The organism is Mycobacterium gallinarum (assembly GCF_010726765.1).
GTDB classification, from domain to species: Bacteria; Actinomycetota; Actinomycetes; order Mycobacteriales; family Mycobacteriaceae; genus Mycobacterium; species Mycobacterium gallinarum.
Map to the genome: position 1 here is coordinate 108076 of NZ_AP022601.1, position 12079 is coordinate 120154.

Sequence of the window (12079 nt, forward strand, 5' to 3'; positions counted from 1 at the left end):
GGATTCACACGCTGGCCGTCCGGTAATCCACCTGCCAGTGCTTGATGCCGTTGATGTAGCTCGACCGCAGCCGCTCCGGTGCCGACACCGGCTTCAGGCTGGGGATGTGGTCGGCGATCGCGTTGAACATCAGGTCGATCGTCATCCGCGCGAGGTTGGCGCCGACGCAGTAATGCGCACCGGTGCCGCCGAAGCCCAAGTGCGGATTGGGGTCTCGCAGGATGTCGAACGTGTACGGATCGTCGAACACGTCCTCGTCGAAGTTCGCCGACCGGTAGAACAGCACCAGGCGCTGACCCTTCTTGATCGGCACTCCCGACAGCTCGGTGTCGGCGAGTGCGGTGCGCTGAAACGCAGTGATCGGTGAGGCCCAGCGGATGATCTCGTCGGCCGCGGTCTTCGGCCGCTCGCGCTTGAACAAGTCCCATTGGTCGGGGAACTCGGTGAACGCCATCATGCCCTGGGTGATCGAGTTGCGGCTCGTCTCGTTTCCTGCCACCGCGAGCGTCACGACGAACATCCCGAACTCGGCCTCGGTCAACTGCCCGTCGGCTTCGGAGTCGACCAGGGTGCTGACGATGTCCTCGCCAGGCTTCTCTTTCCGCGACGTCGCCAATCCCATCGCGTAGCCGATCAATTCGCCGACCGCGGCCAGCGAGTTGTATTCCTCGAACTCGGGGTCGTCACCGCCGACCATCTGGTTGCTCCAGTCGAACAACTTGCCGCGGTCCTCCTCGGGGACACCGAGCAGCCCGGCGATCGCCTGCAGCGGCAATTCGCGCGCGACCTGCAGGACGAAGTCACCAGACGACTGCGTTGCGGCTTCGGCGGCGATACGTTGCGCCCGCTCGTCGAGCTCGGCGCGCAGCCGCTCGACCGCACGGGGCGTGAACCCGCGGGAGACGATCTTGCGCAGCCGGGCATGCTCCGGGTCGTCCATCATCAGCATCGACAACTTGGATGCCTTGATCTGACCTTCGACATCGACCGAGGGTTTGAAATGCGGGACGACGGTCTTCGCGGCCGCCGAGAACACGTCACTGCGCAGCGACACCTCGCGGACGTCGCGGTGCTTGCTCACCACCCAGAAGCCGCCGTCGCCGAACCCGCCGACGTCCAGTGGCTGCTCGTTCCACCAGACCGGCGCGGCGCGGCGGACCTCGGCGAACTCCTCCGTGGGCAGGCGCGAAGCGTAGATGTCCGGATCGGTGAAATCGAAACCGGCAGGCAGATTCGGAGCGGCCATGAGTACTCCTCAGGGTGTTCGGACTCGGCACGGCACACCGTTGACGACCTGAGTATTGCTGGGCACGTCGATCAAATGGGCGGGGTTCAGCAGATTCGAGTTGACGCCGGGGTGGTCGTTGGCGACCTGCAGCTGGGTGCGGTCGAGCCCATGACCCCAGCCGTGCGGCAGCGACACCACACCGGGCATCATCTCGTCGGACACGTCGACGGGCACCGTCAGCGAGCCTTCGTCGGTGGATATCTCGGCGATGTCACCGGACCCGAGGCCCGCCCGATGCGCATCGTCGGGATGGATCAGCAGCGTGCAGCGGTCCTTGCCGCGCATGAGTGCGGGCACGTTGTGCATCCACGAATTGTTCGAGCGCAGATGTCGACGGCTGGTCAGAAGGAGCTCGCCGTCGGCTCGCTGCAGTCGGGCGCGCAGACGGGGCACGTCATCGACAAGCCGCTGGTGCACCAATTCGACAGTGCCGGAGGGCGTGCACACCGTCTCATCCAGCCGACCGCCGTCCAGGTCGTCCAGGTGCAGGCCGTTGGCATGTCTGCGCACCTCGGCCAGCGTCAGCCCGCCGGGCCGCCTGCCGAGGTCGTCACCCCACGGGCCGAGCCGAATCCCCATGTCCACCAGTCGTTCCGGGCCGCGCCCGGTCAGCGCCGCCGTCGCCTCCTGCGGATCCCGTCCACTCAAGGGCGTCCCCGCCGCCGCGCATGCGGTGGCGACCAGACCGGCCACATAGAGGTCGTCCATCGCGGTGAGGTCCACATCGGACAGGGGTATACCGAGCATCGCACCGGCGAGCCGCAGCAGGATCTCCCACTCCGGTGGTTGGTCCGACGGGGGCGCGAACACCGGGTCGGACCATTTCAGACACGACGACACCGCGTAGATCCAATACAGGTCGTCGGCGTGCGGCCGTTCCAGCGGCGAGAGCCCCGGCAGGATGACGTGGGCGTGCCGGGTCGTCTCGTTGAGGTAGTTGTCCACCGAGATCATCGCCTCGAGCGTCGCCAGCGCCGCGTCGAGCCGGCGCGCACCCGGAGCCGACACCGCCGGGTTTCCCGCGACGGTGATCAATCCGCGCAGCTGACCGTCACCGGGAGTATCGATCTCCTCGGCGAGACAGCTGACCGGAAACTGGCTGAACACCTCCGGCGCATCGCGCACCCTGCTGCGGAACCGACCGAACTGCCAGCCCGGACCGGTCTGGTCCGGCGGCTTCATGAACATCGGAGACCATACGGCCGGCTTGGGGAACACCGCGCCGCCTATGCGATCCAGCGAGGCGAGCGCGATGTTGACGACGAAAACCAACCAGGTCGCCAACGTGCCGAACTCCTGAGTGCATGCACCGATGCGGCTGTACAGCACCGGGGTTTCGGCGTGGGCGAGATCGTGTGTGAGTTGCCGGATGGTCGACGCGTCGATGCCGCACACGTCGGCGACGGTCTCGGGCGCGAAGTCGGCGGCCATCGCGAGCACGTCGTCGAGCCCGCTGATGCGGCCGTCGAGGTGAGCGGGTCGGCGCACCCAGTTGTTCTCGTCGAGCGTGCGCAGGATCGCGAACAGCAGCAGCGCGTCTGTGCCGGGCCGGATGGGCACCCACTGCGAGGCGCGTTGCGCGGTCAGCGTTCGGCGCGGATCGACGACGGTCACGGTGCCTCCGCGACGGCGAATCGCGGCGAGCCGGCCCATGAGGTCGGGGGCGGACAGCATGGAGCCCTGTGACGCAGCGGGATTGGCGCCGAAGACCATCAGGTGATCGGTGCGATCGACATCGGGTATCGGCGCGTTCCACATATGGCCGAAGAGCAGTGCGCTGACGAGGTTCAACGGCCACTGGTCGACGGTGCCGGGGGAGTAGTACGCCGACATCCCCGCCGCCTGTGCCATGCCGATGAGCGCGCCGATATGCGTGCTCAAGCCGAGGTTGTGCGCTACCGGGTTGCCTACGTAGACGCTGACCGCAGCCGCGCCGTACGCGTCGAGCACCGGCCGCAGGACGCGTTCGACTTCGGCATAGGCGTCGTCCCACGACACCGGGACATGGCCGCGCGGCGTACGGACCATCGGCCGGCGCAATCGATCGGGGTCGGTGTGCAGCTGGGCCAGTGACGTGCCCTTCGGGCAGATGTGGCCACGCGACCACACGTCATCGCGGTTGCCGCGGATATCGGTGACCGCATCGGCGTCGACTCGGACCTGGAGCCCGCACATCGCCTCGCAGAGGGGACACGTCACGGCGACGGACCTGGACACCTGTCCAGTCTAGGGACAGGTGGCGCGCCTGTCCGCGAAATGTCGAGATGAGGGCTGTTGCTAGAGCGGACCTTTTCGCTGTTGGCCGTATCGGACAACTGTCCGGATTCAGCAGGGGGTCGGCTAGGTATAGGAGACGTGCACGCGCTTGATGTGGCCTTCGAACGGGAACGGCGCGCGCTCGCGGTAATCCAATGACACCGGAGAGCCCAGACACGTGCCGATGTCCAGGCAGTCGTTCGCGGTGAACAACAGCGGAGCGCTGACCGGCACCTGACCCGAGGCGACGGTGTCGTCCCCGACGCGGAGCGTGACGTCGAGCGGTCCTGCCGGACGCTGCTCGGCGTAGCGCGTGTCCACCGTGATGGTCGTGTGGCCCGCAGGCAGCTTCTCCTTGGACCGAATCTTGGTGCGCATCAAGATGAACAGGTTGTACTCGTAGCAGAGGTAGCCGTCGTCGAGATAGCACGTCAGTCCGCCCGCGGCCGCCCCGAGGGCGTAGAGCACGCCGTTGGCGTTCTCGGGCAGGTCCAGGTCGATCGTGACGGTGTTGTTCTTGTTCCCGAGCGCCGGCGCACAGAACTCGGGCATGCGGACGGTGTCTCCGGAGAACTCCCACTCGTGGTAGGGCGGTGCGATGCGTAACTCCGGGTGATAGACGGGCACCCACAGGCCGCCGCCGACGGGCAGCACCGAGTTCCGTGCGGCTTCGATGGCAAACATCTCCCGCATCTGAACCAGCTTGTCGGGATGCTGTTCGGCGAGGTCGTTGGCCTGCGACCAGTCTTCGTCGAGGTGGTAGAGCTCCCACTGGTCGTTGTCGGGTGTCCAGGTCGCGATGCCCTCGGGCGCGCCGGGCACCCAGGGCAGCCGCGGTCCGCGCGCGGAAGCCAACCAGCCGTCGTGGTAAATCGCCCGGCTGCCCATGATCTCGAAGTACTGGGTTTTCTTGCCGCCGTCGGCTGCTCGGTCGGTGAGTGTGCGTGCGAAACTCGCGCCGGCGAGCGGAATCTGCGGGGTGCCGTTGACGACGAGCGGCGGCTCGATCCCGATCACGTCGTAGATGGTCGGAACGACGTCGTTGCAGTGCAGGAAGGTGTCGCGGGGAGCGGCGTCGGACCGAATCTGCTTGGGCCACTTGATCGCCATCGGGTTGCGGGTACCGCCCAGGTGCGATGCGAGCAGCTTCATCCCCTTGTACGGTGTGCTGCCGGCCCACGCCCATGCCGCGTGATATTGGTTGTCGACCAGCGGCGAGCCAAGCACGTCCAGGCCGCCGAGCTCGTCGAGCGCATCGATGTGCTGCCGCACCGTCGTGGGAATTCCGTTCTGCGCCAAGAGCTCAGCGATCGTGCCATTCTGACCTTCGCCGGACGACCCGTTGTCACCCCAGATGTAGAAGAACAAGGTGTTGTCGCCGTACCCGAGTTCGTCGAGTTCGTCGGCGATGCGCCCTACCTGGACGTCGACGTGTTCGGCGTAGCCCGCGGCCACCTCCATCAGTCGCCGCTGGAACGGCTTCTCGTCGTCGGGGATACTGTCCCACGATGCCAACTTCTCATCGCGCTCGGTGAGCTCGCAGTCCTGTGGAATCCAGCCGGTATCCTTGGCCCGCGCGAAGACTCGCTCGCGGTAGGCGTCCCAACCGTCGTCGAATTTGCCCGCGTACTTATCCGACCATTCCTTCATGATGTGGTGCGGGCCGTGCAGACAGCCGCTGGCCCAGTACATGAAGAACGGCTTGTCGGCGTTGAACGCCTTGTGCCGCCGCAGCCAGCCGATGGCGTCGTCGGCCAGATCTTCGGACAGGTGATAACCCTCCTCGGGTGTCTTCGTCGGCGCGACGACTGTGGTGTTGCGCACGAGATGCGGCTCGTACTGAGAAGCTTCGCCGGCCAAGAAACCGTAGAAGTACTCGAATCCCAGTCCGGTGGGCCAGTTCTCGAAGGGTCCTGCCGCGGTGGTTTCCTCGGCAGGTGTGTTGTGCCATTTCCCGAACGCCGAGGTGGCATACCCGTATTGCTTGAGCACCTCGGCGACTGTCGCGCTGCTGCGCGGGATCTTGCCCGCGTACCCGTCCCAGTCGTTGGCCAGCTCGGCGATCTGACCGTTGCCGATCTCGTGGTGGTTGCGGCCGGTCAGCAGCGACGCGCGCGTTGGCGAGCACATCGCTGTGGTGTGAAATCTGTTGTAGGAGATACCGTCAGCGCACACCCGGTCCATGGTGTCGGTACGGACCTCGCCGCCGAAAGTCGTCGGCAGGCCGGGTCCTGCGTCGTCGATGAGCACGATGACGATGTTCGGCGCATTTTCCGGCAGCCGTCGTGGGACAACACGCTGCGCGTACGTGGACTCCTGAAGAGTGCGCCCCGCGATGCTCGCCGATGGGGTAGGCGCGAAGGGCAGCGTTTCTCCACCGGGGAGTTTTCGAGCCACAACGTCGCTGTCTTTGTCCTCGCGCATTGTTTCCCTTTCCATGGTTGCCCTACCCCGTAGTGACACTGTAGAGGCGGTGTCGGCCGATGGCGGTGACTAACGAATGAACGGATTGTCCGCCGGCAACGGCTTGATCAACGGGTCGAGCAACTTCGCGGACTGTTGGACCGTGAGGACGTCGATGGGATCGAGTTCGATGAACTCGCGCGCCGTCTCGTCGTACTCCCAGACGTCCTCGCCGACCAGGCGGCCACGATCGTCGTAGGGCCAGATCATGTGCTCGGCGGTCTTCACCAGATATGTGGCGTTCGGGTCGACGGGTGCTCCCTCGGCCGCCAGCACGACTCCCGGGGTCTGCTGGTAGATGAACGACGTCGACACGATCATCGTGTCGCTGATCGCCAACTTCTCGTCGTCGGCGTAGAAGATGCACTGGGCGGTGTCCGCCCACGCGCTGTACAGCGACATCACTGCCTGGGCACCCTCGACCGTGAGGCACTTGCCGAGCATGTTGAAGTGGTACACGGGCTTCTCGACGGTCATGTCCGGCGCGAAGATCTCTTCGTATCGACCGGCCATCTCCAGGTAGCGATGGCGGTTGTAGGCGTGCAGCAGATACAGATGGCGCGGGTTGTCCGTCGTCTCGATCAGACGTTCCACGGCGCGGTTTGTCTGGGTGATGTCGAAGCGGGTCATTTCGGTTTCCTTTCAGAGGGTTGTAGGTCAGGCTGGTACGAAGAGGTTTCGCAATTCGGCTTTCTTGAACTTGCCCGTGGCCGTGCACGGAAGGGCTCCCATGAACTCGAAGCGGTCGGGCAACTGCCACTTGGCGAAGTCCTGGGCCAGGTGCTCACGCAGCTCGCCGGCCGATGCTTCGGCGCCCTCTCGAAGTGAGACGACCGCGAGCGGCCTCTCGCCCCAGCGGTCGTCGGGGATGGCGATCACCGCCGCCTGTGCCACGGCTGGATGAGACATGAGCTGGTTTTCCAGGTCGACAGAAGAGATCCACTCGCCGCCGGACTTCACGAGATCCTTTGAGCGGTCACAAATTCGGATGCACCCGTGGGGGTCGATGCGGACCACGTCGCCGGTCTTGAACCAACCGTCCGGCGTGAAGCTGTCCGCACCTCGACCGCCGTGGTAGCTCGCCGCCACCCACGGGCCGCGCACCTCGAGTTCGCCCATCGCCGCGTCGTCCCAGGCGATGATCTGGCCGTTGTCGTCGCGAGCACGGACGTTGAAAAACGGGCTCGCGACGCCCTGCCTGATGCGGTAGCCGTACTGCTCGTCGCGGCCACCATCGTCCAGGCGTGCGGGCTGACGGCAGACTGCGCCCAACGGTGCGGTCTCGGTCATTCCCCACGCCTGAACGACGGTCAGGCCGTGCCTGTCGAACCCCTCGAACATCGACCGCGGCACAGCGGCGCCACCGACGATCAACCGATCCAGTTCGGACAGTTCCCATCGGTCGGGTTCGGCATCAAGTGCGGCCAGCATGCCCATCCACACGGTGGGAACGCCTGCCGTCATGGTCACGTGCTCATCCGCACACAGGTCGAGCACACTCTCGGGGTCCAGGCGCGGCCCGGGCAGTACCAGGCGCGCGCCGGCCAATGCGGCAGCATATGGCAGGCCCCAGGCATTGGCGTGGAACATGGGTACGACGGGAAGGACTGTGTCTCTTGCCGATACCGCCAGCTGGTCGGGCAGTGCCGCGACGAGTGAGTGCAACACGAGCGCCCGGTGGGAGTACACGACACCTTTGGGTCGCCCGGTGGTCCCGGAGGTGTAACACATCGCCGCGGCGAGATTCTCGTCGAGCACGGGCCAGTCGAGCGGTTGCGCCTCGGTCACCAGAGACTCGTAGTCCAGCATCCCGGGCGCAACCACTCCTGTGTGTGCGACGACGATGACGTGACTGAATTCGTTTCCGGTGGAGAAGCTTTGGAATACCTCCAGAAGTGACTCGTCGACAATGATCACACTGTCTTGCGCATCGCTGACGATGAACGCGAGCTCCTCAGGGAACAGTCGCGGGTTGAGGGTATGGACGACCGCACCCATCGCCGGAACCGCGAAGTACACCTCGAGGTGTTCGCTCTGATTCCACAGCAGGGTGGCGACCCGATCGCCCTTTCCGATGCCGAGACCCGCCAGCGCGCTCGCCAGGTGTCGGGCCCGACGGGCACACGCACCAAAAGTGGTGCGGGAGACCGCTCCCGACGGCCGCCGCGAGATGACTTCCTGATCGGCATGGAATCGCTCCGCCCGCTCGACGATGCTCGTCAGAGTGAGCTGATAGTCGTCCATGCTGGTTCCGCTTGGCATGTTTGTCGTCATGACGTGGTCCTCCTTCGGTTCACGGGCGCGCGGCCAATCGGGGTTTCGGAAGCGTGGGCCTCGGCCGCCCGGTGCAGCTCGTCCATGCCGGTACGCATCGCATCGAAGATCGACCACGGATCGTCGAGCACCTCGCGGTCGACGACGATCCCGAATTCGAGTGAGTCCTGGTAACTCATCACGGTGATGTTGATGCCGATTCCGTCCAGCACACCGGAAACCGGGAACTGGGCGCGTTGACGCGCTCCGCCGAGATACAGAGGGGTCCCCGGCCCGGGGACGTTCGAGATCATCACGTTGGCGGGCTGCCTCAGGCCGCGCACGCCCGCCAGCCGGGATGTGGCGCGGGCTGCCTGCGCGAAGAGCGCGGGCGGAATGAAGTGATTGGCGTCCTGCAACAGCGACGCCGGCAGCGCGCGTTGACGTTCCTTGGCTGAACGCATCGCGTCGTTGATTCGGCGCAGCCGCTCGACCGGATCGGGGATATCGGTCGGCAGCTCGGTGAGCATCACCGAAACCCGGTTACCGAACGTTCCCTTCTGTTCGGGCGTGCGGACCGACATCGGGACAAAGCCGGCGAGCGGTTCGGCGGGAAGCTCGCCCCGCTCGTCCAACCATGTGCGAAGGCCGGCGGTGCAGATGGCCATCACCACGTCGTTGACGGTGCAACCGAACGTGTTCTTGATCGCCTTGACCGTGGTCAGTGACAACGAGCCGAATGCGACGCGTCGGTGTGGCGAGACGCGTGCCTGGAAACGGGTCTGAGGGGCTGAGATGTCGGTGCCGTGTGGGGCTTTGCCCGCACCGTGGCGGAGAGACCTGCGGATCAGGCGGCTGCTACGTGCGATCGCCTTGACGCCGGGCAGGTGCCTGATCGTCGGCACGTCGTCGAGATGGGGCAGCGCCGTTGGCCCGGCGCGCATTACCCGCAACGGCTGGCTCATCAGTCCGACCAGACCGCGGCCGAGCATTTCCATCTCTGACGGAAAGGGTTCAGCGGCAACCGTGCGGGCGGGTTGCAGGTCTTTGCCTGTGGTGTCGTCGAGGAGGATGCTCATGACCTCGGCACCGGATACTCCGTCGACGGCGGCGTGGTGCATCTTCGTCAGCACGGCGACGCCGCCGTCTTCGAGGCCGTGGATCACGTACACCTCCCATAGCGGGCGCGACCGGTCGAGCTGGCGACCGATGATTCGGGCCACCTGTTCTGCGAGTTGTCGCTGGTTACCCGGCGAAGGCAACGCGAGCTCGCGCACGTGGTACTCGACGTCGAAGGTGCCGTCATCCACCCAATACGGGTAGTCGAGTGAGAACGGCACCTGGGCGAGGCGCCACCGGAAGGTCGGCAGTAGGTGTAGACGTTCGCTGATCAGTTCACGGACACGCGCGGCATCGAGCGGTCGGCCCACGGCGGTCTGGGGGTCGTAGATCCCGAGCACGCTGACGTGCCCTTGAACGCGGTCGTTCTCCATGGCCAGGAACTGGGCATCGAGGCTGGTCAGTTGTCGCATGCCAGAAATGGTCGCGCGTCGCGTCTGCCCACCGCTTGTCTGTAACCGCCAACGTCGCTCCGCGCGGTTGTCCAATATCCGCACTACCGGTACGGCGCGGCGATAGCGTGCCCTGCATGGAGCCCGACTGGGCAGGCGCCGCCAGCGACGACCGCCGCCGCGTGTGGTCAGCGGTACTGCGTCCCGCAGCCGCCGAAATGATGCAGCGCGCCGCCGAGTTGGCAGCGGCGGTCAACACCTACACGAGCGAACGATTGCCCGAACTGCTCGCCAGCCCCCAGGCACTCGAAGTGAACCGCGCAAGCACAGAAGCGAGCATTCGCGATTTCGCCGAAGTATTGCTGGCCGGGGCTGACCCGGTCGCGGCGGCTCGGCTCGGTTCGCCGACCCTGGCCTATGCGCAGGATGGTGCGCAACGCGGCATATCGCTCACCACATTGTTGCGCAGTTACCGGCTCGGCCACGCGGCGACGTCTGAGCAGGTCAATGCGATCCTGGGCTCTCACGCGCGGAACGCCGGAGACCTCAAGCTGGCCACCGAGTTGTGTTCGGCGTGGATGTTCGCGTACGTGGACACCGCGCTGTGCCTCGTCGAGGAGGTGTACACCGCCGAGCGTGAACGATGGATACGCAGCGCCGCGGCCAGTCAGGCCGAGACCATCAGTGCCATCCTCGCCGGCCAACCAGTCGACGCCGATGTCGCGACTCGCCGCCTTCGCCACGAGGTCGGCCGCGTCCATGTCGCGGCGATCGCCTGGCTCGACTCCCACGAAGAAGGGCGTGACACCCAGGCGATGCTCGAAGCCGCGATCCGGGACCTCGCCGCTACGGTCGGCAATCAGAAACCGCTCATTCAGCCGTTGGGCATCCTGTCGGTTGCCGCGTGGATCAGCTCCCATAGCGCCGTCCCCTCGAAAGTGCTCGACGAGTTGAGGTTTCGGACCGCGAGTGCGCCCGGCGTCCGGGTCGCGGTCGGCGAACCGGCGCGCGGCCTCGCCGGCTTTCGCACAAGCCATTGCGAGGCGCGCGAGGCGCAGCGTGTCGCGGTGCTGGCCGGTCGTCCCGTGGGCAGCGTCACCCGTTACCACAACGTCTCTCTATCCGCCATCGCCACAGTGGATTTCGAGCAGGCTTCCGCGTTTGTGCGACGCGAACTGGGGCCGCTGTCTGCCGATGACGAAACCACCCGCCGTCTCGCCGCGACGTTGCGGGCCTACCTCGACGAGAACTGCAGTCGGGGACGAACCGCAAAACGACTCCACGTTCACGAGAACACCGTCGCCTACCGCATCCGTCAGGCCGAGGAGATCCTGGGCAGACCACTGGAGAAGCGCACCCTCGAGTTGCGCACCGCGCTAGCGCTGGCGGATCTCGTCACCGTCGCGGTCGGCGCATCGGCGGCGGCAGTCGCCGACGGCGAAAACGGCACGGCGGCAGGGAACGGTCTGCTTGGTGCCGGCTGACACCCGTCGATGATCTAGCGCTGGGCGCGGTCGAGTATCGCCTCGCGGACGCGTCCGGCTCCAGCCAAGCGGGCGAGTTCGCCTATCAGTACCGGCGCGACCGCGCCAAACCCCACCAACATGCGAAGACCGGCCGATGCGACCGTCGTTTCGGGCCGGTCCTGCTCGATCGCCCTCGCCACTGCCTTCGCCACGTCCTCGGGAGAACTCGTACCGAATGCACGGGGGAGAGCGACGCCGGTGTCTGCCAACATTCCGGCGTCTCGGATGGGTCCGGGAAAGATCGTCGAGACACCGATACCCGTGCCATGGAGTTCCTGTCGCAGTGCCAGCCCGAGGCCGCGCAGGCCCCATTTGGTGGCGGTGTACACAGTGCCGTTTCCCGGCGTCGCGACCAGTCCGGCTCCCGAAGAGATCAATACGATGTGACCATGGCCGCGAATTTGCATGGGAGCCAACGCTGCCCGTGCCAGCATCATAGGGGCCAGCAGGTTCACGCGGATCGCGTGCTCGATCTCCGCATCGGTCAGCATCCCGAGATCTTCGGGTATTCCGATGCCGGCATTCGCCACGAGTACGTCCACCGGAGCCGCCTCGACCATGAGATCGTGCACATCGTCGATCTTCGTGAGATCGGCGGTCAGACCGCGGGCGGACACACCGAGTTCGCCGACCAATCGTCGAAGTTCTGGTTCTCGGCGACCCGTTACCGTGAGTACACACCCGCGCGCTGCCAGATCGCGTGCGATTGCCTCACCTATCCCTCCGGTGGCGCCGGTGACCAATACGCGTCGACCCTCGAGTCGCATCTCAACTCCTCAACT

General features: G+C 65.7%; 8 protein-coding genes. 1 reads left to right on the forward strand and 7 read right to left on the reverse strand.

The window, feature by feature from the left end; genetic code table 11:
- Positions 1 to 4: 4 nt before the first annotated feature.
- The 6 genes from G6N42_RS00520 to G6N42_RS00545 all read right to left on the reverse strand — a co-directional run bounded on the left by G6N42_RS00520 (position 5) and on the right by G6N42_RS00545 (position 9792).
- Entirely contained in the window at positions 5 to 1246 is a 1242-nt protein-coding gene (locus tag G6N42_RS00520; protein ID WP_163724632.1) for a cytochrome P450, read from the reverse strand.
- Positions 1247 to 1255: 9 nt separating this feature from the next.
- The gene (locus tag G6N42_RS00525) at positions 1256 to 3505 is read right to left on the reverse strand and encodes a molybdopterin-dependent oxidoreductase (protein WP_286201632.1); all 2250 of its coding nucleotides are present in this window, start codon (positions 3503 to 3505) and stop codon (positions 1256 to 1258) included.
- 123 nt (positions 3506 to 3628) lie between these two features.
- On the reverse strand, positions 3629 to 5968 hold the full coding sequence (locus G6N42_RS00530; protein WP_163724635.1) for an arylsulfatase: 2340 nt from the start codon (positions 5966 to 5968) through the stop codon (positions 3629 to 3631).
- Between the two features lie 69 nt (positions 5969 to 6037).
- Positions 6038 to 6637, reverse strand: a complete 600-nt coding sequence (locus G6N42_RS00535; protein WP_163724638.1) for a hypothetical protein — start codon at positions 6635 to 6637, stop codon at positions 6038 to 6040.
- A 27-nt stretch (positions 6638 to 6664) separates the two neighbouring features.
- Positions 6665 to 8281 carry a long-chain fatty acid--CoA ligase gene (locus G6N42_RS00540; RefSeq protein WP_232076042.1) on the reverse strand — a complete coding sequence of 539 codons (1617 nt, stop codon included), beginning with the start codon at positions 8279 to 8281 and terminating at the stop codon, positions 6665 to 6667.
- On the reverse strand, positions 8278 to 9792 hold the full coding sequence (locus tag G6N42_RS00545) for a WS/DGAT/MGAT family O-acyltransferase (protein ID WP_163724641.1): 1515 nt from the start codon (positions 9790 to 9792) through the stop codon (positions 8278 to 8280). Before G6N42_RS00545 ends, G6N42_RS00540 begins: the two co-directional genes overlap by 4 nt.
- 116 nt (positions 9793 to 9908) lie before the next feature.
- Here G6N42_RS00545 and G6N42_RS00550 point away from each other — a divergent pair, with 116 nt between their 5' ends.
- Positions 9909 to 11255 carry a PucR family transcriptional regulator gene (locus G6N42_RS00550; RefSeq protein ID WP_163724643.1) on the forward strand — a complete coding sequence of 449 codons (1347 nt, stop codon included), beginning with the start codon at positions 9909 to 9911 and terminating at the stop codon, positions 11253 to 11255.
- A gap of 14 nt (positions 11256 to 11269) precedes the next feature.
- Here the strand turns inward: G6N42_RS00550 and G6N42_RS00555 are convergent, their stop codons facing one another.
- A complete protein-coding gene (locus G6N42_RS00555) occupies positions 11270 to 12064 on the reverse strand; it encodes an SDR family NAD(P)-dependent oxidoreductase (protein WP_163724647.1) in 795 nt (264 codons plus the stop codon).
- Positions 12065 to 12079 lie beyond the last annotated feature (15 nt).